Below are 25675 nucleotides of genomic sequence, written 5' to 3'. Positions count from 1 at the left end.
GAGAGGGCAAGCGAAACCGGTAGTTGTGAAACTACCCAGGCGCGCTTGCCCTACTCTACCTTATTGGTTGACAGAAGCTGGCTATCTGTACATTTCATTGATTACTGATGCCTATTCGCACCGGATTGTGGGCTTTGCGGTAGCGGAAAATCTGGAAGCCGTCCATTCTCGACGAGCCCTGGAGATGGCCCTTAAACAGATTACCAAACGAATGGGACCGCACTTGATTCATCATAGCGACCGGGGTATTCAGTACTGTTGTGATGAATATACCAGGGTACTGGATACCTATCATATTCGGATCAGCATGACGGAGAACTCCGACCCCTTAGAGAACTCGGTGGCCGAGCGGGTCAATGGTATCCTGAAAGAGGAGTATTTAAGTCATCAACCGGTTCGTTCGCTGGAGGAAGCCTACACCTTGCTGGAGAAAGGAGTGTTTCTGTACAACTACAAGCGGCCCCACTTAAGTTGTGATATGCTCAGTCCGGTAGCCGCTCATGGGAGCCATGGGCCGTTAGAACGGCGCTGGAAAAATTACTATAAGTCGCCCGAATCAGGGGCCGAGAAATAGCTTAACTTAGGACTACCAGTAGAATGGTCAATATAGAATCGGACTAACTCAAAACGGTCAACTTATTTTAGGACGGTACAGACTGTCTTGTCCTGATTGGCAAGGGACGTTTTTTTGAACGGTAGCTAAGTAGGGGAAAAGGACCAGAGACGGCCAATTTAGCGTCCAAAAAAGCCGTTTAGTTTAATAGTTCAGAGTTTTTGGATTATGAGTGGTTTTTGTGAACGGTGTCTTTTGATTTGTCTCAAATGTATATAGGTAAAAGTCTCCTTTCACGCATCGCTATAGGTTCTACCCTATTATGACAGCATTAACTTATAACTTTTACATAAGTCACCTTTTATACTATGTAAAATACTTTCGTAAAGGTAATGCCACTCATGTAGTTAAAGAATGTAGTGTAACCATAAAGTCTTAATTGTTTGCATCTTTGCAATCCAGATCAAACCTTCATTCAAGCCTCTATCCTACCTTATGGCTACCTCAGTACGTAAATTTACTACCAATGGAAGAATGCTAAACGAAGTACTTACAAAGTACAAAAATACGTTTAGCGCTTTTTGTGAACTTATCAATAACTCAATCCAAGCTGATAGTAAAAATATTTATATTACCATCGGTCAGCCTGATGATAGTGAAATACATTACGCCCCCATAAAATACCTCGAGATTAGGGACGATGGCATAGGGGTGCCATTATCTGAGTTTGATACAAAAATTTGTGAAGTAGCAAATCAATCAAAATCAGGAGGTCAAGGAATAGGTCGTTTTGGGGCTTTACAGATAGGCGAGCGAATGACTGTAGAAACAATCGGTTTTGATTCAAAATTACAGAAGCATACCAAAGTTTCTATGATTCTTAACACTTCTGACCTAGCTGACAACCAGTTGGATAAAATTCCAATTCGATGTGAAGAAGATGTGTTATTACAACCAGAATTAACCTATTATAAAGTTCGAATCGACGATATTCACCATGGTCGTCATCATGGCAAAACAGAGAGAAAACGCATACTCAGTCCTGATTTTTTTCAGCCAGCAATTCGCTATGCTTTGTTTGAACGTTATCCATCACTCATTTTTAATGGTGATGTTAATTTCTACGTAAACGACGAAAAGCTTAAAAGAGATGAATTCGTCAAAGGTATCCCGTTTATCAAATCAACCGAGTACCAAGATGCTAAAGGCGAAGACTTCTCAGTACAAATAACATTCTACGAAGTTAATTCAGATCTCAACCGAGTACAGATTTATCTTCAGCATGACAATGCAGGTATCCAGTCCGTTTCACATGAATTTGTGTATAACTCTAACTCATATACAGTTGATATGGGTACATGGTTTATATATGTTGAATCCCCCTTTTTGAACCGAGTTGACTTATTTCGAAATATTGAATATAATGATTTGTTAGACAAGCAATTCACTAATTTTAAAGATAAAGTCAAGGGAGTTGTAGATGACTTTTTCCGTGAGCGTAATAAACGTTTTGAGTTATTTAAGAAAGACTTCAAAAAGGATTCCGAAAATCCTTTTAAGGTTAATCCTGCGTTGAATGAGCTACACGAGACGGTTCTTAACCAAATTGCTTTTGCTGCAGAAACTGAGTATAAACTACTCGAAAATAATAGCAAGATTCGTGGACTACTTTACGAATTGATGGACCGGGCAATAAGATCGGGGCAGATACAAGATATTTTCAACAAAATATTAAAACTTGATAATCAAACTGTTGATCGGTTTCACTCTCTTTTACAGAAAACTGATTTAGAAACTGTTATTCAATTCTCTAACAACGTTGCTATTAAGAATCAGTTTTTAAAATTTTTGCACAATATAGTCTTTGGCACCGTTGGCGATGTATTACGTGAACGGTGCCAGCTTCACAAGATAGTAGAACAAAACCTATGGCTTTTCGGTGAAAATTATTCTGAAACCCCTGTGTTGTGGTCAGATAAGCAGATTGGAGGAATTTTGGATGAAATTCGAGATAAGTGCTTAAATTATGAACCGTCAGAAGCTGATGAAAATATTATTGAAGATCTACCCGAACGGTCAGGTCTAAACGATATTACTGACCTATTTTTCTATAACGATAAAGTTTTAGATAGCGGGAAGCGTGAATTCATGGTTGTCGAGCTTAAAGCACCTAAGTGCAAGCTTAGTCAAAAAGAGCTCAATCAGATAAATCGTTATGCTTTCACAATAGAGAAACATGCAGCTCTTTCTGGAGAGAACGTCGTTTACAAGTTAATATTAGTTTCAACAGATCTAACTGAGTACGCTAAATCAGAGCTTGACTCCCGTAGGGCAGCTTACCCGAATCATCCTTTCATGTATGATTTGAAGACAAAAAGTGGTAAACGTATTGAAGTTTATGTAATGACATGGGGCGAGATTATTGAATCTAATAAACGAAGGTTGAATTATCTTGCTAATGGTCTTCAAACAATGGACGAGGATGTAAAGGAAAAATTTGAGAAAGAGTATCCCCACATTTTGAATGAAAAAGTGTCTTCAACCCTCCGAAAGTTGAAATCAGCTTACTGATTTTTGATAGTATACTTGGGTATACTATCATTATTTCTGAATTGGTACTACATACTCAGCCAGGTTCATCCCCTTGTTCACTTCAACAAGATAGGTTGGCCGAATCCCTGAAGCTGTTATTACGTCCTTCAAACCAACTTTACCAATTTCCTTATGGTAGCGAATGCCAAACATGTGAACCATCGTGACTTGCTTACCACGAGGGGCGTTCTCGTACATGTCGCTCAAAATAGCTCCTAGTTCTTTTGCAGATTTGTCCATACGAATGATAGTTAAATTACCCATGCAAATATAATAGCTAAAATCTAAAAGAATAAATACAATAGATTTTAGCTATTATATTTTACTGATTTTATCAGATACAACTGTTTTTCAAAAAGAGCCTTTTTTGTAAATATGCCAAATGGCGGTTACCTTAGTGACAATAAATGGTAAAATAATGGAGCTAAGCACAGATATAGAGTGGACAGGCGATGGTTTTGCCATTGTTGAGCAGTCAAGGGCGGGCTTAAGTCGGGCAAAAGCTGACGAAGTAGCTCGACCAATTGGCCTAACCGACAAAGAAATGGCTCGTATTCTGAATCTCTCAGAGCGAACTTTACATCGGCTACGACCTGATGCTCGTTTAGATAGCAATGCTTCGGAGCGATTACTCTTACTGGAAGTATTGATTAAGCACGGACTAGATGTATTTGATGGACGTATGGACGTACTGGGTCGCTGGCTGCATGGGCCATTACCGGAACTCCGTCGACAGGCACCAGTTACTCTCCTGGATACAACCACTGGTTTTACTATGGTTCATACCGTGTTGGGGCGGATTGAGCATGGCATCTACTCCTAAGATTTGGTATGACCTCAACTGAATCGCCGGTGCGTGTCTACCGGCTTATTAAAGAACGCTTTCTAAGTACGCCCCTCTCGGCAGAAGGAGCGCGACGGTTAGGAGGCCGTTGGAATCCACCGGGTGTTGGTATTCTTTACACCTCAGCCAGCCCAGAATTGGCCTTACTGGAACAGATCGTCCACTTACGGTCATTACCCTATAGCGATTTACCCCGACTCGTACTCTTGACGCTGGTACTACCCGAACAGCCACGTCGACTCGATGCTTCAGACTTGCCGACTGAATGGCGAAACGAAGCGGATTTTAGTGTGAATCATCAAGCAATAGCCACCTGGTTGGCTAGCCCCGATGTATTAGCGATTGGTGTCCCTTCGGCGGTGGTACCGGATTCGTTCAACTACCTGCTTCACCCGGCACACGCTTCATTCGGACAAATAACTATAGCCCGGACTTCAGCTTTCCCAATAGACGCTCGTTTGTGGAAGGATACCGATGAAATTTAATTCATACTTATTACCTTACAGACGTATATCCACATTAATACCAGGTATGTATGCCTTCTAACTTTACGTTTTTAGAGCGCGAATTTCCTATTCTCTATAATATCGGTACGACGGCCGAACTCTATTTTCATCAGGACCCCGTTTATTGCCTGACCAGGCTACGCTCGTTTGGCGAAAAACTGACCGAAATTCTCTTCACTGAACACGGTCTGGAATTCCCGTTTGAGAATTCGTTTCATAACCGGCTGAAGACCCTGGCCGATGAAAAACTATTACCCTTTGCTATCAAAGACCTGTTTTTCCTGATTAAGAAAAAGGGTAATACTGCCGTACACGATAACATGGGCTCGCCCCAGGAGGCCAGAGAAGTACTGAGTGGAGCGTTCACCATTGCCCGGTGGTTCTACGAAACCTATTCGCAGGAAAATCAGAATATCTACATGCTCAGGTTTAACGAGCCTGATAATACGAATGATAAACTGGTTCTTCAGAAACTGGAGGAAGAATATAAGGCTTTAGAAGCAACCTTGAAGGCGCTGCTGGCTGAGCGGCAACCAAACGGCATATCCGACGAAAAGCAGCAGGACATCCAGCAGCGATCCGAGAAGGCCGCTCGCAAAATCGAGATGTCGGAGGCTCAAACCCGGGAGCTGATCGACGATATGCTTCGAAAGGCGGGCTGGGAGGTCGACACGAATGTGCTCAACTTCAAAACGCATAAAACTATACCCCAGAAAGGGAAGAACAGAGCCATTGCCGAATGGCCCGCCGGGTCGCTCTGGGCCGATTATGCCCTGTTTATCGGGACGGAGTTGTATGGCTTTGTCGAAGCGAAAAGGTACGCGCAGGACATCTCCACCGACCTATGGCAAACCAAAGTATACGCCCAGCAGGTGCAGGCCATAAACGGAGCCACCCTGCTCGAACAATGGGGCAAGTATCGGGTGCCGTTTCTATTCTCGACCAACGGCCGACCCTATCTGGAACAGATAAAAACCAAAAGCGGTATCTGGTTTCTGGATGTACGCAAACCCACTAATCTGGCCAGGCCGTTGCAGGGCTGGCACTCGCCCGAAGGGCTGGTCAAACTCCGGGCGCAGGATGTGGAGGAGTCGAACCGGAAACTGGCCACTACACCCCTCGATTTTCTGGAAAGCAAAAGTGGCCTGGGGCTGCGAAAATACCAGACCAACGCCATCAGGGCCGTTGAAGACCATATCATCCAGCAGCCCCATACCCGCAAAGCCCTCATTGCCATGGCCACCGGTACGGGCAAAACCCGGACCATCATCGGGTTGTGCTATCACCTGATTCAAACCAACCGCTTTAACCGGATTCTGTTTCTAGTCGACCGGACGTTGCTCGGGACGCAGGCGATCAATGCCTTTAAAGACAACAAAGTGGTTGGCCTCAACACCTTTGCCGACATCTACGGGGTAAAAGAGCTGAAACACGCCTTGCCCGCCGATGAGACGCGCTTACAGTTTGCCACCGTCCAGGCAATGGTTAAACGGTTGTTCGATGCGGATGATGACGATACCATACCCGCCGTCGATCAGTATGACTGCATCATCATCGACGAGGCCCACCGGGGCTATCTGCTCGACAAGGAAATTGATGAGGAGGGACTGAACTTTAAAAATCAGCAGGAGTACGTGAGCCGCTACCGCATGGTGCTCGATTACTTCGACGCCTACGCCATTGGTCTCACGGCCACTCCGGCGCTGCACACGACCGAAATCTTCGGCAAACCGGTCTACACCTATTCCTACCGGGAAGCCGTCATTGATGGCTACCTCATTGACCACGATCCGCCTTACCTGATTAAAACCAAACTCAGCGCCGAAGGGATCAAGTGGAAAGCGGGGGAGAAACCCACGGTGTTCGATGCGGAAACCAACACGGTGGTGGAGCTGGATGAGCTGGAAGACGAGCTACAGTTCGACATCGAAGGGTTTAATAAACGGGTGCTGAACGAAAGTTTTAACCGAACCGTGGTGCAGCAACTGGTGAAGGAGCTTGACCCGGACGGCGACGAGAAAACGTTGATTTTTGCCGCCACCGATGAGCACGCCGATACAATAGTCAGTTTGCTCAAAGAAGAGTTTAACGCCATTGGCGTTTCGGTGCCCAACGATGCCATCGAGAAGATAACGGGGAAGTCTTATAACCCGCAGCAGTTGCTGACTCGCTACAAAAACGAGAAATTTCCGACCATTGCCGTTACGGTCGACCTGCTCACCACGGGGATCGATGTGCCGCCCATCTGTAACATCGTTTTTATGCGCCGGGTGAAATCGCGAATCCTCTATGAGCAAATGCTGGGCCGCGCCACCCGTCGGTGCGATGACATTGGTAAGGAAACGTTTCGGATTTACGACGCCGTCCGGCTCTACGAAGCCCTCGAAGACTATACCCAGATGAAACCGGTGGTCGTCAATCCCACCACGACTTTCCAGCAGCTGGCCGCCGAAATTCCTCAAATCGAATCCGACGAACGGGCGAAGGCGCAGCTCGGCCAAATCATTGCGAAGATTCAACGGAAAAAGCGGAAGATGACCGCCGAAAACAAGCAGCGGTTTACCTATGCGGCCGGTGGCGAATCACCGGATGCGTTCATCCAGTCGCTGCGGGAGCGGCCAACGGCCGAAAGTCTGGATCGGGTAACGAAGCTGACGACGCTCTGGACGTATCTGGACGAATTAAAATTTGTGGGAACGCCGGTCTATTTATCCCACCACGACGATACGTTTCTGGCCATGGATACCGGCTACGGCATTGCCAGTAAGCCAGCCGATTACCTCGACAGCTTTGCGCAGTTTATCCGCGACAACCAGAACACCATTACGGCCCTCAACGTAGTTTGCACCCGCCCGGCTGAGCTGGACCGACGCTCGCTAAAGGAATTATTGATAGCTTTGGATGAAAAAGGCTATAAAGAGAAAACGTTGCAGACCGCCTGGAAACAGGCCCGCAACGAGGATATTGGCGCCGATATTATCTCAATCATCCGGACGCTGGCCGTGGGCAGTGCGCTCGAATCGCACGAGGAGCGGATCAAAAAGGCCGTCAACAAAGTGCGGGCCATGCAAACCTGGAACAGGACGCAGCAGAAGTGGATCGACCGGTTTGAGAAGCAACTGCTGCTCGAAACGGTGCTCCAGCTTGAAGACCTCGACCAAAACCACTTTGCCGATGCGGGCGGTGTACGGGAGCTTAACAAAATCTTTAACAACCAACTGGGTCAGGTGATCCAGACCATTAATCAAAATCTTTACCAGCAACAAGCTTAACCATGAGTGCAGAAGACATTGCCAATAAGCTCTGGGGGTTGTGTAACCTCCTCCGCGACGATGGCGTTACCTACCACCAGTACCTCAACGAACTAACCTACATCCTGTTCCTGCGGCTGTCGGAGCTGAAAGGCTTTGAGGCCGATATTCCCGACGAATACCGATGGTCGAAACTGACGGCGATTGCCGACAATAAAGAACTGTTCGATACCTACCGCGAACTGCTGGCGACCATCTCGGCCAAGTCCGACAATGCCGCCGTGAAGGAGATTTATACCAATGCCTCCACCACGCTCCGCAAGCCGGTAAACCTGAAAACGCTCATCACCAGCATCAACGCCCTAAACTGGTATGACGAGCACGAACAGGATAAGCTGGCCACCATCTACGAGGAACTGCTGGAGAAAAACGCCGGAGAGAAGAAATCCGGTGCCGGGCAGTATTTTACCCCGCGCCCGCTCATCAATGTGATGGTGGAACTGCTGGCCCCCCGGCTAGGCGAACGCTGGAACGACCCGGCCGCCGGTACGTTTGGCTTTATGATTGCCGCCAATGAGTACCTGCGCCGGAAAACCGACGATTACTTTACCACCGATACTACCCAGCGGGCGTTTCAGGTACACGAGGCCTTCAGCGGCTGCGAACTGGTGCAGGATGCCCACCGGCTGGCCCTCATGAACGCCAAGCTGCACGGCCTGGAAAGCCCCATTTACCTCGGCGATACGCTCTCCGAAGTGGGCAAGGGTTTCCGGAATTACGACGGCGTGCTGGCCAATCCGCCCTTTGGCGCCAAGCAGGGGGGCGAACGCCCCTCGCGCGACGACCTGACGTACCTGAGCAGCAACAAACAGCTCAACTTCCTCCAGCATATTTACCGCTCGCTGCACAAGCGGGGCGGAGCCAGAGCCGCCGTGGTGCTGCCCGATAACGTGCTGTTTGAAGATGGCGACGGCCGCAAAATCCGGCGCGATTTGATGGACAAGTGCAACCTGCACACCATTCTGCGGCTGCCCACGGGCATTTTCTACGCGGCAGGCGTAAAAACCAACGTCCTGTTCTTTGAGCGGGGAACCACCGAAACGGGCAATACGCAGCAGGTGTGGTTTTACGACATGCGCACCAACGCCCCCAGCTACGGCAAGCGCACGCCCTTTACGCGGCAGGCCTTTGCTGATTTTGCGCGGGCCTATACGGGCGGCATCGACCTGGCCGACCTGAGCGACGACTACGATGGCACCATCGACCACGCCAAACGCGCCATCGTAGCCGATGAACGCTTTAGCTGCCTCAGCCGCGATCAGATTACAGCCAAAAACGACTCGCTGGACCTGGGCCTTATTGCCGATGAAAGCCACGCCAACAGCGCCCACGACGACGAGCCCCTCGACATTGCCCGCGAAGCCGCCAATGAACTCAAAGCGATGCACCTTGAATTAGAGAAAATTATTGAACTGCTGGGATAATGGAAAATGAATTGCCGGAGGGGTGGGAGGAATTACCTTTAACAAAACTATTAAGCACATTGGAAACTGGTAGCCGCCCAAAGGGAGGGGTATCAGAATACACTGAGGGTGTTCCAAGTTTGGGCGGTGAACATTTGAACTACGAAGGAGGCTTTAATGTCTCAAACGTCAGATTTGTTCCTACTTCGTTTGCTGAAAAAATGAATAGAGGAAAAATTTCACGAGGAGATGTATTAATTGTGAAAGACGGTGCTACCACAGGAAAAACTTCATTCGTTGATAATAACTTTCCATTCAGTCTGGCTTTTGTAAACGAACATGTTTTTTTGTGCCGTTTCCATAGTGACTTAATATCTAAATTTTATTATTACTATTTAAGGAGCCCCAATGGGCAAAAATTAATATTGTCAAATTTTCAGGGGGCAGCGCAAGGGGGGATTAACCAAAGCTTTGCTGCTAATATAAATGGTCCCATTCCCCCCCGTACAGAGCAAACACGCATTGTTGCCAAATTAGATGCGGCCTTTGGTCATTTGGAGACCTTGAAAACCAGCCTGGCGCGTATTCCAGAGCTGCTTAAGAAATTCCGCCAAACCGTTCTTACGCAAGCCGTAACGGGGAAATTGACAGATATTAAAGAATTCACTACACTTGGGATGCTCGGAATTACTATTCAGACTGGTCCTTTTGGGAGCTCATTGCACCAAGAAGATTATGTTGAAGGAGGAACACCTGTAATTAATCCAAGTCATATCAATAATGGGGAAATAATTCCGAATAGCTCTGTTGCAATTAATGACGATAAACTTTCAGAACTAAAGGGCTTTATTCTACAAGACAATGATGTTGTTTTAGGGCGTAGAGGGGAGATGGGTAGAGCAGCGCTTTACACTAAAAGCCAAGGTTTAATGATTTGTGGAACTGGATCGATAATTCTACGAGCGTCCGCTAATCTATCATCAAAATTCTTAGTTTACTTTCTCCGAAGCCCTTTCTGTGTCGGTTTCTTGACAGCTAATTCAGTTGGTTCAACAATGATTAACCTAAATCAAGGAATTTTAAAAGCTCTTCCGTTTCCTAAAATTTCTTTAGTTGAACAGCAGGAAATCGTTTCAAAAATTGAAACCTCATTAGCTCAGGCGGATGCCCTCGAAGCGCAGTACCAGTCGCTAAAGGCCAAAATCGACAAACTCCCGCAGGCTTTACTGGCCAAAGCGTTCCGGGGTGAGCTGGTGCCGCAGGACCCGGCCGATGAACCCGCTTCGGTCTTGCTGGAGAAAATCAAGGCCGCTACGGCGGCCGTTGGTAAAAAGGGCAGGAAGTCGGGGCAAACGGCGCTGGCGTTTATGGAGGAGTAAAAAGTAGATCAACTATATGAAAGAACAAGTTTTCTCGATCTATTTCAATCCAAAAGCCATGCAGTTAGCTTGGGAACGGATGATACGATCTAACGGACGAGATACCAAAGATTACTTTGGTATTGAGCTATACAAAGTCAATTTAGAAAAAAATTTAACCCGCCTTTCTGAGTCCTTGTTAGCAAACAAGTACAAACCATCACGCCCGTTTAAATATTATGAACCTAAAGCTTTAGGTACTCACCGAACCAAAACTGTATTATCTATTGAAGATGCTTTGGTTTACCAAGCAATCGGAAACGTTATAGGTCAGAGATGTTTTAAAACTCTTTCACAGAATAATAACTCGATATTTGGTAGCGTGTTGCACCCGGAAGTTGAACAAGGTCTAGAACTTCTAAACAATGAAAATGCAGTTTATTACTTTTATAAATTCTATCCCCCTCTACATAATAAATTTACGTTTTTAAGAAATCAAGTTGTTAGAAAAGAATCAGTACACTTCAAACTTGAAACAGACATTGCAGGTTTTTTTGATAGTATTCCTCATAGCAAGTTATTAGTCACGTTGCATAAACAATTTAGCATTGAGCGTGAAATCATTGATCTTTTAAGTGAATGTCTTAACGCTTGGTCTGGAACACGTGATGCAATAATCCCAGGAGTAGGCATCCCTCAAGGACCAGCACCTTCACATCTATTGGCAAACTTACTGCTTCATAATTTGGATAATATTTTGCTCAAAGAGCATGCATTTTCCTATTTCAGATTTATGGATGATATTCGAATATATGATGAAGACAGAGCGCATTTAACTTATGCCTTAATCCTTATCGATAATTATCTTAAATCAAGAGCACTTTCAATAAATACAGAAAAAACTTTTATTGAAGAAATAATAGATAAAGAAGGTGAACAACTTCAAGAATTAGTAGTGAGCCAAGGTGACACTTCAGGCTCTAAAATAATTGATCTTATAAATAGTGAAGTAATTGAAAATACTACAGGCTTCAATAAAATAGAGCTAGACGAATATACCAGTCAACAACTATCGACTGAAGAATTAGAGATACTTATCAGCAAAGAAATAAAAGAGGTCGAAATTAAACTATCCGCTGAATTAGAAGTAATTTTCAATAGGGAATATAACCAGTTAAAACTTCTGGAGAAGGGTATGCAACGCTTTTGGACACAAAATGCTTATCAGTGGCGTACACTCAACCAGATTCTGCCGAATTTTGAAGTCATCCATAACGATAAGATGATAGACGTTTGGCTTTTTGGATTAGAACATTTCTTTTGGAAAGCCAATCACTTTTGTTGGAATTTAAACTTATATGGACCAAATGAAAATATTAAATCTAAATTATTAAACTTGTTTTTCAATAAATTTAAATACTACGAATGGGTACGTTATCAGATCATATCCTGTCTATCCATATCTCAAAACTTTTCTCTAGATGAGTTACAAGTTTTAAAAGTGCTTTTAACAGAAGATGAATCTACTGAGCTTGTGCGTATTGGTTGTTACAAACTTCTTTTGAATCATAGTAATCCTGGTTCAGAATTGTGGAATACAGTATTAAACTCCGTATCAGAAGAAAAAGGCTTCTATGCTCGGAATGTAGCAGCACATGCAATTTCAAGAAATAACGAAAGCCAATTATTAAATATTCAAAGCTGGTTTGGACTATGAATTTTGATGAGTTAGATAAGTGGGAAAATTTTGATGAGACAAGCAACGATAATGTTTTTCTCAAACAACAATTTCAAGAATTATTATCTTTTCAGGAGCTCCTTAAAAATGCTTTACTTCAACCTTTTGAACATCTTTTTTCCGACATAATTTATCCAGCCAAATTAGTTTATAGGTTTAAGGAGCTTTTTTTGAAATATCCTACCAGCTATGATATTTATGATGTTTTGAGCGATGATTCTAGCTGCTGTATTTCTTTAAATCCCAAAATGAGACAAGTAAATGATCTCTTGTTTCCTAATTGGCTTGACAATACATTAAAGGTAGTTGATCATTTAGTTGTCTATTATATTCAAATATATTTATCTGTACCTTTTGAAAATGCAGGTAAGCATGGAATTGAAACGAGCAGATATATACAATTACAAAAACAAGCATGTCCGCATGTAAGATATGCCGGCTCTTTGTTAGAGGATATTTATAAGAGCCGAAATTTAAACTCGCATAGAACTACACAAATAGCTGGAAAACTGGTAATACAAAAAATCAATCGTCATGAGATAAAACGAAAAAATATTAACAATTTCGAAAAAGCATTTTTAAAAATACAGTCAGCATTTACTATGGCGTACCCTTCTTATTCAATTTAAAGTTCCCTTTTGTGTATTTTACATTTATTTTCAATCATTTGACCATTTTTCATTAATAGACCATTTAGTATGTGCACCAATAACATATTCGAACTCTTTACTTGATTCATTAAAGCCAAGACAATCTATGAGTGATTTTTTAGCCCACTTTATATAATCTTTGTCTCCCTCTAAAAGGAGATCAGTTAATAAGTTATTTTGTTCGGTTGTTGGTACTAAATCGAATATTTCATAAATTAATATTTCTTGGTTTGGTCGGTTTTTTGCTTTTTTCATAGGGGTTTGTATAGTCGTTACATAGTTATAATCTATATAGCGAAATATCTGTTTATCTAAGATATTAGTACTGAGTAATTCTTCGCAAAATTCTCGCCATTGTGAAATCTCTCGATCTTCACGAGAATGAAACCATTTTATTATTGAAAGTACATTTTTTCCAGGCAAAGTGAAACGAAGGTCATTTTTGGCAATTCCGTGTTCCGTTTCAATGAGACTATCAGGTTTAACTTCAAGCTTTTTAAAAACTTTCTCATGACCTGGCAACGTCTTATAAGCTCCGCCTACTAATTGATATTGATCCCATTTACCATTCTTAACTAATAAGTACTTATCCTGAACCTTAATTCTGAAAAGATAAGAAATGGATAACCGTACCTCATGGTTCCTGTACCATATTTTTGTTTTAAACCATAGAGGGAGTTGGTTCATATTATACAAAATTTCAATAAGTCCTACGTAGATAGGTGAGGATGCAATGTTTACTAGAACTGCCGTCAATACAACAGCCCACGAATTAGTCGGATAAAACTTGGTTAGATAAACGACACTTACACTTGTTACAAAGACCAATAAAATAGCGGCAATATCTCTCATAACTCAAATTATTATAGGGCTTGGGTTAATCTGCTCTGCAGTTGCTTTAAGAATTTCATACGTTAATGAGTTATTGGGGTAGGCTTTAGCAATGGCCTCAGGTAAATACCGTAGGCGGAGGTCAGAGAACGAATAGCCAATGCCCCCATTTTTGCTCGGTCCAGTGAGAGCCGCAAGGTTTTCCAGCTGAGCATCAGAAAGCTTTAGCCCATCAAGTTCTTTTCCTAACAACTCTCTACGCTCCTCATCATTGGGCCTTTCAAACGTCATGATTACTGCTGCACGACGTACAATTGCTTCGTCCAGAAAGTGAATCCGATTAGTCGACATGAATAGAATGGCTCTGCCTTGTAAACTTCGTATGTCATCAATTTTTTGAATCAGTGTATTGACAGCAGCCTTCTCTTCTTGGTGCATCTGTGCTGTCGAGCGAGTAGTGGCTATAGCATCAGCTTCGTCAATTAACAAAAACGCAAGTCTTTTTTTACCAGCTTCTTTTTTTAGTCGATCAAAGGCATCGTTAACCAATTGAGCCATTTGACCATGAAGGCCTTCTCCACGAACACGCGTACTCAACTTTAAAAAGAACCCTTCTTTGCCTAACTCACGGACCATTCTATCCGCTAAAGCTTCGGCCGAAGCCGTTTTGCCTGTACCAGCATCTCCTTCCAGTATGATAAGTGGGTATCTATCTGTTATGGATTGCAGAATTGGTAGTTCACTCCCGTAATGAGTTGTACTCCAGGCGCGTAATCCATCCGAATCGAGTAATAATTTTAAATTATTAGCAACACGATTAAAGCGTGTCGAAAAGCCAATAAGACCTTGTGACCTTTGTTGGATTGAGCTACTGGGTAATTCTATAATTTGATCAAAAATAGCGTCTGTCATTTACTTGAAATTTTGTTTTGAAAGTTCATATCCTTTACTGGCATATAACTGCCCTTGTTCCTGTTGAAGGTGCGTGTACGTTGTGTCAATGCGTGATGTAACCCAACTGATTTTAAATCCTTTATCGACGTAAAATCGTTGCTGACTTTCAGGCGTTAGGTTGTGCCATGAAGAAGTATACCATAAAATCACCTGTAATCTGGTACCCAAAGTGTCTGGCCAGTCATTTCCACCTGCACGACTCCCCGTTATCGCACTACCTGATTCATTTACGGTGTAACGAGCAGCTCTGACAGGAGTATCTGCACTGCTTAGAAGGGTTATATCTATCTGGCTCAAGTATTTGGATTCAGCTAATCGAATAATATCGAAAATGACATTGTCAACGTATTCCATTGACCATTTACCCGTTCTTCTTGCAATCATCCGTAAGTCAGCTTCGAATCCCTCAAAGGTTTTCCGAATGTCAACAACGGTATAAGTATTGGTCTGTGTATTAGTATAGTAGCTGTTCATGTTCATCCTTCAATTGAGAAATTTGGACCAAAAACGTATTTCCACTCGGCTATCGTTGATTCAGACGTACCTTTTGATTGAGCGATGTTTAGCGCTTCGAATGCTTCTTCTGCTTCTCGCTTAATTTCTATCCAGGAAGCTTTATCCACTTTTCGAGCTGCATTATTCTCATTATTGGTTGGATCACCGACGAAGATTGGGGTCGTATATACAGGAACTTTGTTTATAGCCTGCTTGAAGGTTATAACCGGGAAAGTGGAATTACTTATGAATTGGAAGAAGCGGATGATTCCCTCTTCCACACCTTGTTCTACCCCATACGTTATGTCTAGATGGGCAACAATCAGCTCAATCATGAACGATGACAACTCGGGTTTCAGCTCCTTGTAATTTTTCCACCATTTAAGGGCTCTTACGATAGACGTATATGATGGATTTTTTTCTCTTCGTTCTTGGGAGGAATCTAACTGAAGGGTTACACTGGTTGTATAAGTGCCACCACCCCCACGCTGAGGTTGCCAAACATATTCAGCAGGCTTATCAAGTGGGACAACTGGTACAATATCCAGCTCAAGTCCAGTTCCGATAAATTTAATCTTGATTGATTTCGTATGTCCTTCAGCATCTACATCTCTGAGAATGTCTTTCGAAGGATATATCTCTGATAAGTATTGTACAATAAAATCGTGCAATTTCTCTATATCATCCTTCAGCGATGTATCTCCCTCCACATACAGAATTAGATCGATATCGATTGGGTGCGCACTTGAGGAACGGAGAATTGTCCTTTTCTTCCAAGATCCTGCCAATAAGTACTTTGTTACTTTTACCCCGGTTCGATCATCATTGGCGATTTTTGCTTCTAAGCGCTCTTTAAGGTAGTTCACCTGAGTTCGGTACTTAGGCATATCATCCCTCCAGAGTTTGATCCGATTAATGAAATTTCCTAGCTGGCCATTGTTTAATTTCATACGTATTCGAGATTTAGCACATTAAATGTTAACGATGGCTCAAAACTCGTTGTACGAAATGCAGTCTTTCTGCACTTTTAGAAAAAAATCAAAAAATGCCAAAAAATGCCAACAAATAAAAACGCTAGTTTCCGTTACCGAGTACTAGATCAATGTTTCCAGAACCGATTTCGCAGGTGGACATTGGATTCGCTTGTCGAAAAAGTGGCAGAAGAACTTAAAGTACATCACCACTTAGAAAAGGGTATTAGTCGACGTCAGATACAAGAAGATATTAAAATTATGCGGAGTGACCCTCCCATGGGATACGAAGCGCCAATAGTGTGTAGGGCAGGATGCTATTACTATGAGGATTACACATTTAGTATCGAAAAGAAAGCTCTCAATAATCAGGATTTAAATAGCTTAAATGAAGCGTTAGGCCTTTTACGGCAATTTCGAGGAGTACCCCATCTTCAGGATATTGAACAAATACTGGTTAAGATGGAAGGGAAAGTGCGTTATAATGACCCCGGGGAGGAGATCATATCCTTCGAGCAAATTGATCTACTCAAAGGATACGAATTTATTCCTATAGTCTATAGTGCTATACGTGAGGAGAAAGCACTAACTGTTGGCTATCAGGCCTTTCAATCGACCTTTTCATCCATTTTTGAGGTACATCCCTATTATTTAAAAGAATATAGAGGGCGCTGGTATGCTTTCAGTTGGGTCTCAGAACTTAACAAAATAACCAACTTAGCCTTAGATAGGGTCGTGATTATAAAGCCTGCCTTGACAAAATATCGACTTAATCAAGAGTTTGATCCTGTAGTTTATTTCAGTCCTATTGTGGGGGTAACACTTCCTGAGGGAGGAGAGGAACAGAATGTAAAAATTAAAGTTGCCCCTAGTTCAGCCTCATACATTAGATCAAAACCCATCCATTTATCGCAACTGGAGGAGGAGTCAGTAGACCAATACTCAATCTTTACCTATAAGCTAATTCCAAATTTTGAATTTGAGGCTGAACTTCTCAGGTTAGGCGAGGCAGTAGAGGTTTTGTCCCCTACAGATTTTAGAACAAAATTGCAGCAAAGGCTATCTGACGCACTTACGTTGTACAAAATCCCATTATAAATGGCTCATTGTGATTTTTACTTGACTCTCATAAATCTATGGATATAATTTTTATATTGATGTAGTAACATATCTGTTAGTATACTACAAAATTGTTAATTTGTCTTCCGGGGGAAAATGTCCCTCTAATAAAATAGCTGCTTGACCTGGAAAGGGCTCAAGAATAGCATGAGCAAAAACACCTGAAGCAAGATTCTTAATATTTCCAACAATTGAGCCATCTGGTTGAACGACTTGTTTTAAGTAATGATGACCACTTTGAAACCAGTAACGGTCAGATAAATCTTCATACTTCTTTTCTCCATTTATAATGAATGCTAATTTGTTAATTACGGGTTCCTCAGAAATTCGACCTACTGGGACAAGGAAATTAATATTATAACGTTCAGCGTTCCAAGTATCAAAACGATCTTGGCGAACTGCAAACTGGAAGCAGTTATTAATAAATTTATTACCAGATGTAAGGTTGTTGGCAATTGTTGGTTGATAAAGTAATACACCTGAAATTGGTTTATCTGGGTACTGATCAAAGTATTCAGTTGCCCATTGTTTACAGGCGGTTATCGACCCTAGCTCAGGTATATGAATCATTACAACATTAATAGTATTAGGGTCTTCATTTTTATGGTGTTTATTTAAATTGGCACATGCCTCTTCAAGTTTACTGAATAAATTATTTTTTTCATTCTTATGGTAAACCGAAGTCAATAACAGAGTGTAAGAATTATGATCTTGGTGAAAAGATTGAAAATCATCATGTATATTAAAAATCATTAATAGCCAAAAGTCACTAATAGTCATAACTTTAGGCTCATTCGGGTCATACTGATCCAATATATTCGGTAGTTGTTCAAGTAAGTTATCCCAATCTTCCTTCTCAGGATACCGTTTTACTGCATCAATAACGATCTGTATTGACACTATTCCTTTTTCTTTTAATATCGAGGCTAGATGTTTTTCAATCCATTTTCCATTCGTTATAATCTTTTGGTAGTGACTAGAATCTCCATAGTTTTTCAAAGACAATTGCATATGCTTGCCTGTAGGCAAAGTTAAAACTCCATCAATTCCAGGATTGTTCGCTTTGGCCGGCTTTATGAGTTGATCATCTGTGCTTAATATCCCTAATGCATTTATTTCAAAAAATGCACCTAAGCGATTATTGTGCATTCCCTCCTTTATATGTCTTACCTGCTCGTTTACCCATTTTGGATTTTGTTCTTTTAATTTAGTAAGGTTTAGACCAAAGAAATACAGTTCATTAGTAGCCATGTAATCTTTACGAGACCATAGTTTTTGTAACGGGTGGGTACCACTAGGACTACTAATCCATTTATCGGGTAAATTGTAAAAGTGGTACAATACTTTCACCCAGCATGCATAATGGATTGTATTACAAATAATTATCCCAATAATTTACGCTAAAGACAGGCAATAGACATAGACTTGCATTTATCTACATCAAAATAATCTTATGGAGCATAAACACCTATAAATCGCCAAAGTCGCTTATCTTAGCTAGTAAACAGAACCCCATTTAATTCCGTCCTTATGGATATGTCGAACCAAATCGTTCTCCTCGAACTCATTCAGGAAGCCTTTACTGCTCATGTTGTAGACCAGTTCGGTACGACTACGGGTGAAGCGTATTTATTAGATGACTGGACAACCGACGAAGGTTTCTTGGTCAATGGGATTACTCAAGACGGTCTGATTTATGAGGTTGAAGAGCAAGGACGAACATTGTATGAATGGAATCTCATTCATCTTTCAACACTTCAGGAAGTATTAACTCTCCTGAAAGAAGAGTCATTTGCTTAAACGTAGATGTCCCGAGCGGGGTTGTGGGTTAGTCGCCATCTTCGAATCGTTTCCAAAAGTTACGCATTTGGTATGAACTTTCCAGGGAGTCCTGCTTTTCAGCGCCGTACCGATCCAGCGCATAACCAATCAGACCATTCTTGGTTTCCAGGTTGAACTTAACCATCCAGCATTCCCAGAGCATGTTGAAGGCTTCCTGCCCACTCAAATGGTCAATGTAGGTATCCCATACATGAGCAAAATCGCGGTGGTTGGCTTTGAGGTGCTTAATGTCATCTCGGCTGTAGTTCCAAAACAGCGCGTTGACGCATTCGATAGCTAGCATTTGGTGAGCGTATTCCATACCTAATGATCGACAGTATAAATGTGTCCTTTTGGAGGAAGGCCTATTTCTTTATTGACGATGGTAGGCTTAATCCAGATGTAACGTACTTCTAACAACCCCGTTCCAGATCGTTGATTGCGCCAGTGGCCACGACGCCAGTGAGGGGCCACCTTACCTGATAAAGCATCTCCAGACTTACGAACGGGTGTCTGCTGACCACTAAATCGTTCCCCTACATAATTGATCCGCGTGTAGCCTGCCTCCTCGATTTGTTTCTGAGCAATCTCCTTCCGGTGGCGGGTGGTTGATGACTTCAGCCTATCCAGTAAGTGTACAGGCAGATCAGGGGGGTAAGCCTGTCGAACATCCCGCTCTGGCCAGTTTAGATACAGCAGACAATTAATAACTGCCGGTAAAGTTCGATCAATCAGCGAATTGTAGATATTAATTACTGCTTCTCCCTGTGGAATACCAACGTGCCGTACATCCCAGGCAAACCGTTTTTTTTGATAGCCAATCGCACTACCCACGGTGTGGTCAATACCTTGCTGGTTATAAGGCAGTAGACTGAAATGCCGAATGGACTGTTGAAACAAGAAGCCTAACTGATGACCATATTGCTGTTGCAAGGGTCCATAATCACCGGCTAGAATAAGGCGTAATCCACTCTCGTCACCGGCCTTGGCACTGATTTCCCGCATCGCGAACTGCTCAATGTATACGCCATCCACGATCTCAGTAGACCCTTCGATAAAGGGTATGTTTAGGGCGCGTAGCGATAAATAAAAGGAAGGGTAGGGAGCTTGTAAGCGACTTAATTCTACGTCATCGACATCCGTATAGGCCAGTAGATCTAACAGCTCTGGCGTAAAACTAACGATGTTTCGTCCGCCATGATTCCATTCTCCCCAAGCCATAAATTCATCATACACCCATTCCCGTTTTAATTGTTCGGACAGGCTCATGCCATCGTAGCGAAAGCGGATTGCCCCATTAAATTCTTCTTCATAGGGCATATGCCCAGAGCCCCTGCTGTACTCAAAAAATCGTTGAACGTCTTTACTATGCTTTTCAAATTTATGCTGCTGGCCAAACCAGTGGGGAAAGAAGTAGCTGTAGGGTTGCTGTTTCATCAGAATTGGTCCGCCGAAGCGGTAGCTTGTCGACTGGCACTAACAATCTTGGGGTATTCTGTATAACTGCCGGGCCGCCGGGGCGGTACAAAAGTTTCATATAACCCCTCTAATGTACTATAATACAGAAAGTTAAATAAATATTTACTGCCAGTTAATTACAATGTTGACAGCCTTCCTGTTATACTTCATCGGTTAAAGGCTTCCCGCATTCTTGATGAAACAAATAATCTTCCGCACTCAGGTTTTTCCGTAGAAACTCATCCATACCCATGTCGTGCCGCTCTAAAACATAGCGTCGGAACGGAAAACTATTTTTCGCGTTATCCAATCCCGCTTCTTTCTCCGCCTTGCGTAGTCCATCGTGAGGCAGACCTTCCAGATATTCCTCCCAGTAGACGTTGAGCAACTGCCGCGCAGATCGGCTCTCCTTTTTCGGGCTTAGCTGCTGTTCTATTCATTCTAATAAATCTTCAGCTGGTGGAGTTGCCTGATCACCAGCGTCAAAAACGGTCAATTCTTTAGCTCGGTTATAGTAACAATACGTTGCATTACCGATACGAAACATACGAGCCATCCATTCGCGTTTAGCTTCGGGTAGAGTAGCTAAGACCGCGGTTTGGTTCTGACGGTCCGCCGTTGCGGTTACATTCTTCGATGGGGTGGCGCATAGGTAACTCTAGTTATTCTTTAACTGTACGTAGAAACGATCAGATTTTAGCCCGTTTAGTTGATAGCTTTTTGACAGCTTTCATTAGTTTTATTCCACATAAACTGGGTGATAAGTACCAATTATTTCTCCTGATTGAATCCAAATCAGGTTCGCCAACCTTTCTGTCCAATCAATCAGTTGCTGCTTATAAATTGACTTCATGTCGGGCTCACCATGGATTTCGAGGTAGGTATTGTACTGGATTTCCAATTTTGCTTGTTGAATAGATGCTTCCAGTCTTGAATATATATCGCTCATTTTCAGAAAATTTATTGTGAAATTATTTAATCGTTATCCTAATGGTTTAGCAAACTGAACAAGCTCTTGGCTTGTGGCATACCAATAGTTTGAACGTCATGGGGAAAGTGTCCATTTTTATGGTAGTGCCTACCAAATTAATGGAAAGTCAGTAGTTAAAGGGGTGGTGTTTTATGGGACACGCTTACAGCTTGACGAGTGGGATTAACTATCTTATAAACAGTAGCCGAAGAAGGAATGGCAAAAGCCTGCATAATTTCCCGAATGGTCCGACCTTCCCCATAAGCACTCCGAACCATGGGGGCAATTTTCTCATACCGATCACTTAAGCCTTTTTTGCGACCGCCCGTTCGACCCCGAGCTCTGGCCGCTTCCAGGCCTGCTTTGGTACGCAAAATGAGTCGCTTTCGCTCATGCTGAGAGAGAATAGCGAAAAGCTGAAAGATGAATTCACCATGAGGAGTCGTCGTGTCAATCAAGGGTTGGGTAACGCTTTTAAATCGGATTCCTTTCCGATTCCACTCGTCAACCAATAGAATTAACTCCAACGTTGTGCGGCCTAGCCGGTCAATGTCCCAGACGATCACCTCATCCCCCGAACGCAATTGCTCCAACATTTTTTCAAATGCGGGTCGAGTTTGTGCTGCGCCGGATAGTTTTTCGGTATAGACCCGATCGCATTCTTCCCGCTTCAGAGCGTCGACCTGTAGATCATGATTCTGCTCGTCCTTCGAAACCCGGATATAGCCAAACTTCATGGTAACTTTTTACGAAACTCGTTAGGTTTGCAAATAAGTGAAATTTGATTTCGCAAACAACAAGCTGAAATAAAAATGGGTAGAGTCATGAGGTGGAATGACCAGCCTGTTGGTATTTCGTTTTTCTGATCGTTTGACTGAAATCTCTTCTGAGTTTTTATGGCGCGTACAATACCCCTTCTTGACGAAACGCAGCGTCGGGAGTTCGACCGACCACCCAAGTTTACCTACCAGCAACGCAAGTTCTTCTTTACTCTGCCGGGCTGGGCCGAGGAGCTACGGCGTGAACTGCTGACAACTCATACACAATTAGGGTTTATCCTTCAGGTCGGCTATTTTAAGATGGCCGGTCGGTTCTTTAGCCCACGCCATTTTGTGGCCGCAGACGTCGATTACGTCCGTCGACGCTGGCGCTTAGTGGGAGCTGACCTGGAACGCTACGAAGGGGCTACGATCGGTCGACACCGTACCCTGATTTTGACCCACTTTGGCGTAGCGGCTTTTGACGAGAGTCAACGTGACCGTACGCTTGAGCAAGCGATAACCTACGCCCGTCGGCAGATGAATTCAGCCGCCGTCTTTCGCTCAACAGCGGACTATGTTCGTTCCCACCGGGTTGAGGTGCCCACCTACGCCATGCTGGCCGGGGTTGTCACCCAAGCCTTTCGCCAGCTCGAAGCTCAGATGACTGATCAGTTACGCCAGTTTATGACGCCCACTATTCAGGATCGTTTAAACACGCTGGGTGAGTGGGAGAGTGAACCCTCGGACCAGAACTCGTCAAACACCACCGGATGGCGCTATCGGCTGACCCGCTTCAAACGCCCCCAGGAAGTGATGAGGCCATCGGCCATTCGGGAAAACGTACGGGATTACACCTGGCTCAAGCAAACCTACCAACTGCTTCGACCCATCCTGGATGTCCTATCATTAAGTGATGAGGTGATTCAGTACTATGCCGGCTTTGTCCTCCGGGCTCGCCATCATCAAATCTTCGCGGCTGAGGAGGTTCCTGCAGACGAAGTGCCAACGCGCAGGTACCTACGACTCATTTGCTTTGTGGTCTATCAGTATTATTCGCTGGGAGACCTGTTAACCGAAACGCTGCTGTCGGCCGTACAAACTCATCTGAATGCAGTCAACCGGGAGGCAAAAGACCGGCTCTTCGTGCACCATCAGGCGACTGAACAGGATATGACCGATGTGCTGGACGGCGTTCAAACGCACGCCCAATGGTTAACCGTACTGGAAGATATTGCCTTTTCGTTCGCCAAGACTCATGAAGAAAAAGTAGCCGGACTAGTGGAGTGGCTACGTAGCACGACTACCCAGCAGTTCCAGACACTATCGGCAAAAGTGGAACGCTTGCGCAAAGGCTCCCGACTGGGAGCGCTTCATTATCAGATTATTGAAGAACGTTCGCGGGCTCTGCAAAATCGCTTTGCCGATATCCTGAGACAGATTGATTACCAAACGGCGTCAGGCGATCCATTGGGCACAGCCTTGCAGCAGTTTCGGGAGCGGGACGGTCAATTAGGTACTACGCTGTTAACGGACTTTCTTAAAGCCGGGGAGCGCACGGCGTTGGAGAAAGCCACCAGCCGCGTGTCGCTCTATAAAGTGCTGTTGGCACAGCACGTAGCGGATGCCCTTAAATCCGGTCGACTGAATTTACCTACTTCCTTTCTGCATCGTCCATTTGACGAGTACTTGCTACCGTTACCTACTTGGTTGGCCGACCGGGATGGGCTACTGGAGCAGGCTAACCTGAGTCACTTATCAGATTCAAGCACAGTATTCGCCAAACTTAAGGAAGACCTGGTCGCCAATTTTGACCGGACATTCGGCCGCCTGGACGATGGCACAAATTCCCATGTCCAGCGACGACGCAACGGGCAGCCCCGCTTTACTGAAAGCAATCTGGAACCAGCACCTGCAGTCGACATTGACTTGTTTCCTCAAGACCGCTTCATCTCTATCTACGAAGTGCTGCATACGGTTAATCAGCATAGCCGCTTCACGGATTGTCTGGAACACTTTACTCCCCGAGGGAGTCGCACCCGACCCTCTGAAGGAACGATGTTTGCCGGTTTACTGGCCTATGGCTGTAACATTGGCATCACGAAGATGGCCTACACCGCTAAGCATCTAACGCTGAGCCGCCTGGAGAGTGCTATCAATTGGTACTTTTCAGTCGATAACCTTCGGCATGCCAACGATCAGATCGTGGCGCTGATGGGTAAATTGCCCGTCGTCAAACTATTTCGCCGGATACCCGACCAACTTCACACTGCATCGGATGGTCAGAAATACTACATCGCTGTCGACTCTATTCACGCTAACTATTCCTACAAGTATTTTGGACAGGAAAAAGGCATTACCATCTACAGTTTTATGGATGAGTTGCACCGTCTGTTTTTCTCGACAACATTCAGTTCACGGGAACGCGAAGCGGGTTACGTATTGGACGGACTGTTGCATAATGAGGTGGTTCAATCCGACATTCATAGTACGGATACGCATGGTTACACCGAGGTTATCTTTGCTCTGACTCATCTACTGGGTATTCAGTTTGCACCCCGCATCAAGGAATTTCAAGACAAAAAGCTATATCCTATGCCTGAGATGGCCGTGCCCAATTTAAAGAACTACACGCTCAAGATTGGCAAGCCCGTCAATATTCGCCTGATTGAGCAAAACTGGGATCAGATACTTCGGTTAGTGGTTAGTTTAAAGCTTAAACACGTAACGGCTTCGTCGATCCTGCGTCGGCTTAGTTCGTACGCTCAAAAGCACCCGGTCTATCAAGCTCTGCGGGAGTTGGGCCAATTAGTAAGGACCAAGTTTCTATTAGTGTACATGGACGACAGTGAGTTGCGGAAACGCATTACTACCCAATTAGACAAGCTGGAAAGCGCCCACCAGTTTGCACGAGCGGTCTTCTACGCTAGCAGTGGTGAAATGCAGTATGCGTCCAAAGAAGAGCAGCAGCGAACGGATGCCTGTAAACGATTGATACAAAACGCCATCATTTGCTGGAATTACCTTTATCTGACCAACCAGGTGGTCAAAACGCCGGAGCCAGGTCGCAACCTGTTAGTGGATCTGATTGGCCGCTCGTCACCGGTGAGCTGGCAGCATGTGAATTTACAGGGCGAGTTTGATTTTAGTGAAGAGGCTTTACGCGACCAAGTAGAATTTGATTTAACGGAATTACTGAGTGCTAATTTATAAAATATTTTATCAACTATCTGTAATTTAACTACTTAACGTAGTTTCATGAAACTTTTGTACCAATTATACAAGATACCCCATTTATATCTAAAAGTTTCTGCAATTACCCTAAATACATATTCTATCTCTG

Annotated in this window: 23 protein-coding genes; 12 read left to right on the top strand and 11 right to left on the bottom strand. The window is 43.8% G+C overall.

The features are described from left to right. The coding region (locus tag ACYVGR_RS30710; protein WP_460963788.1) for a transposase at positions 1 to 574 on the top strand (574 nt) is incomplete at its 5' end. A 474-nt stretch (positions 575 to 1048) separates the two neighbouring features. Next, positions 1049 to 3124 carry an ATP-binding protein gene (locus ACYVGR_RS30705; RefSeq protein WP_460963787.1) on the top strand — a complete coding sequence of 692 codons (2076 nt, stop codon included), beginning with the start codon at positions 1049 to 1051 and terminating at the stop codon, positions 3122 to 3124. 30 nt (positions 3125 to 3154) lie between these two features. Here the strand turns inward: ACYVGR_RS30705 and ACYVGR_RS30700 are convergent, their stop codons facing one another. Next, positions 3155 to 3385 carry an HTH-like domain-containing protein gene (locus ACYVGR_RS30700; RefSeq protein WP_460963786.1) on the bottom strand — a complete coding sequence of 77 codons (231 nt, stop codon included), beginning with the start codon at positions 3383 to 3385 and terminating at the stop codon, positions 3155 to 3157. 178 nt (positions 3386 to 3563) lie between these two features. On the opposite strand from ACYVGR_RS30700, the gene parS reads away from it, so the two are divergent. Genes parS through ACYVGR_RS30665 form a run of 7 tightly spaced genes read left to right on the top strand, consistent with a single transcriptional unit; the run spans position 3564 to position 12934 of the window. Then, positions 3564 to 3968 carry a type II RES/Xre toxin-antitoxin system antitoxin gene (gene parS, locus ACYVGR_RS30695; protein ID WP_460963785.1) on the top strand — a complete coding sequence of 135 codons (405 nt, stop codon included), beginning with the start codon at positions 3564 to 3566 and terminating at the stop codon, positions 3966 to 3968. A gap of 8 nt (positions 3969 to 3976) precedes the next feature. Beyond that, positions 3977 to 4474: an RES family NAD+ phosphorylase gene (locus ACYVGR_RS30690; RefSeq protein WP_460963784.1), complete on the top strand. Its 498-nt coding sequence runs from the start codon at positions 3977 to 3979 to the stop codon at positions 4472 to 4474. A 50-nt stretch (positions 4475 to 4524) separates the two neighbouring features. Next, positions 4525 to 7767 (top strand): type I restriction-modification system endonuclease, encoded by a 3243-nt coding sequence (hsdR, locus tag ACYVGR_RS30685; protein WP_460963783.1) that lies wholly within the window; start codon positions 4525 to 4527, stop codon positions 7765 to 7767. A gap of 2 nt (positions 7768 to 7769) precedes the next feature. Next, complete coding sequence (locus ACYVGR_RS30680) at positions 7770 to 9230, top strand: type I restriction-modification system subunit M (RefSeq protein WP_460963782.1); 1461 nt, start codon at positions 7770 to 7772, stop codon at positions 9228 to 9230. Beyond that, positions 9230 to 10588 carry a restriction endonuclease subunit S gene (locus ACYVGR_RS30675; RefSeq protein ID WP_460963781.1) on the top strand — a complete coding sequence of 453 codons (1359 nt, stop codon included), beginning with the start codon at positions 9230 to 9232 and terminating at the stop codon, positions 10586 to 10588. The genes ACYVGR_RS30680 and ACYVGR_RS30675 overlap by 1 nt, the downstream gene beginning before the upstream one ends. A gap of 16 nt (positions 10589 to 10604) precedes the next feature. After that, the gene (locus ACYVGR_RS30670; RefSeq protein ID WP_460963780.1) at positions 10605 to 12284 is read left to right on the top strand and encodes a reverse transcriptase domain-containing protein; all 1680 of its coding nucleotides are present in this window, start codon (positions 10605 to 10607) and stop codon (positions 12282 to 12284) included. Then, entirely contained in the window at positions 12281 to 12934 is a 654-nt protein-coding gene (locus tag ACYVGR_RS30665) for a hypothetical protein (RefSeq protein WP_460963779.1), read from the top strand. The genes ACYVGR_RS30670 and ACYVGR_RS30665 overlap by 4 nt, the downstream gene beginning before the upstream one ends. A 30-nt stretch (positions 12935 to 12964) precedes the next feature. On the opposite strand, the gene ACYVGR_RS30660 is transcribed toward ACYVGR_RS30665, so the two are convergent. The 4 genes from ACYVGR_RS30660 to ACYVGR_RS30645 are packed head-to-tail and all read right to left on the bottom strand — an operon-like array spanning position 12965 to position 16185. Next, positions 12965 to 13807: an SMODS-associated NUDIX domain-containing protein gene (locus ACYVGR_RS30660; RefSeq protein ID WP_460963778.1), complete on the bottom strand. Its 843-nt coding sequence runs from the start codon at positions 13805 to 13807 to the stop codon at positions 12965 to 12967. Positions 13808 to 13810: 3 nt separating this feature from the next. Beyond that, positions 13811 to 14698: an AAA family ATPase gene (locus tag ACYVGR_RS30655; protein ID WP_460963777.1), complete on the bottom strand. Its 888-nt coding sequence runs from the start codon at positions 14696 to 14698 to the stop codon at positions 13811 to 13813. Then, entirely contained in the window at positions 14699 to 15214 is a 516-nt protein-coding gene (locus ACYVGR_RS30650) for an HORMA-1 domain-containing protein (RefSeq protein WP_460963776.1), read from the bottom strand. It lies immediately after the preceding gene. A gap of 2 nt (positions 15215 to 15216) precedes the next feature. Next, positions 15217 to 16185, bottom strand: a complete 969-nt coding sequence (locus ACYVGR_RS30645; protein WP_460963775.1) for a CBASS oligonucleotide cyclase — start codon at positions 16183 to 16185, stop codon at positions 15217 to 15219. Positions 16186 to 16389: 204 nt separating this feature from the next. Here ACYVGR_RS30645 and ACYVGR_RS30640 point away from each other — a divergent pair, with 204 nt between their 5' ends. Continuing rightward, positions 16390 to 17304 (top strand): helix-turn-helix transcriptional regulator, encoded by a 915-nt coding sequence (locus ACYVGR_RS30640; RefSeq protein WP_460963774.1) that lies wholly within the window; start codon positions 16390 to 16392, stop codon positions 17302 to 17304. Positions 17305 to 17388: 84 nt separating this feature from the next. Here ACYVGR_RS30640 and ACYVGR_RS30635 read toward each other — a convergent pair whose 3' ends face one another. Further along, complete coding sequence (locus tag ACYVGR_RS30635; protein WP_460963773.1) at positions 17389 to 18576, bottom strand: hypothetical protein; 1188 nt, start codon at positions 18574 to 18576, stop codon at positions 17389 to 17391. A 285-nt stretch (positions 18577 to 18861) separates the two neighbouring features. Here ACYVGR_RS30635 and ACYVGR_RS30630 point away from each other — a divergent pair, with 285 nt between their 5' ends. After that, positions 18862 to 19125 carry a hypothetical protein gene (locus ACYVGR_RS30630; RefSeq protein ID WP_460963772.1) on the top strand — a complete coding sequence of 88 codons (264 nt, stop codon included), beginning with the start codon at positions 18862 to 18864 and terminating at the stop codon, positions 19123 to 19125. A gap of 28 nt (positions 19126 to 19153) precedes the next feature. Here ACYVGR_RS30630 and ACYVGR_RS30625 read toward each other — a convergent pair whose 3' ends face one another. From ACYVGR_RS30625 to ACYVGR_RS30605, 5 genes are all read right to left on the bottom strand, one after another. Next, the gene (locus tag ACYVGR_RS30625; RefSeq protein ID WP_460963771.1) at positions 19154 to 19468 is read right to left on the bottom strand and encodes a hypothetical protein; all 315 of its coding nucleotides are present in this window, start codon (positions 19466 to 19468) and stop codon (positions 19154 to 19156) included. A 2-nt stretch (positions 19469 to 19470) separates the two neighbouring features. Further along, positions 19471 to 20583, bottom strand: coding sequence for a hypothetical protein (locus tag ACYVGR_RS30620; RefSeq protein WP_460963770.1), 1113 nt, complete (start codon positions 20581 to 20583; stop codon positions 19471 to 19473). A 181-nt stretch (positions 20584 to 20764) separates the two neighbouring features. Continuing rightward, positions 20765 to 20992 carry a hypothetical protein gene (locus ACYVGR_RS30615; RefSeq protein ID WP_460963769.1) on the bottom strand — a complete coding sequence of 76 codons (228 nt, stop codon included), beginning with the start codon at positions 20990 to 20992 and terminating at the stop codon, positions 20765 to 20767. A 351-nt stretch (positions 20993 to 21343) separates the two neighbouring features. Continuing rightward, on the bottom strand, positions 21344 to 21553 hold the full coding sequence (locus ACYVGR_RS30610; RefSeq protein ID WP_460963768.1) for a hypothetical protein: 210 nt from the start codon (positions 21551 to 21553) through the stop codon (positions 21344 to 21346). Positions 21554 to 21708: 155 nt separating this feature from the next. Then, positions 21709 to 22311, bottom strand: coding sequence for a recombinase family protein (locus ACYVGR_RS30605; RefSeq protein WP_460963767.1), 603 nt, complete (start codon positions 22309 to 22311; stop codon positions 21709 to 21711). Positions 22312 to 22470: 159 nt separating this feature from the next. Between ACYVGR_RS30605 and ACYVGR_RS30600 the strand changes: the two genes are divergently transcribed. Next, complete coding sequence (locus tag ACYVGR_RS30600) at positions 22471 to 25545, top strand: Tn3 family transposase (RefSeq protein ID WP_460963766.1); 3075 nt, start codon at positions 22471 to 22473, stop codon at positions 25543 to 25545. Positions 25546 to 25675 lie beyond the last annotated feature (130 nt).

The sequence above is a fragment of the Spirosoma litoris genome, from assembly GCF_054776755.1.
The sequence above is the reverse complement of the archived record's forward strand: the minus strand, read 5'-3'. Positions and strand labels throughout refer to the sequence as shown.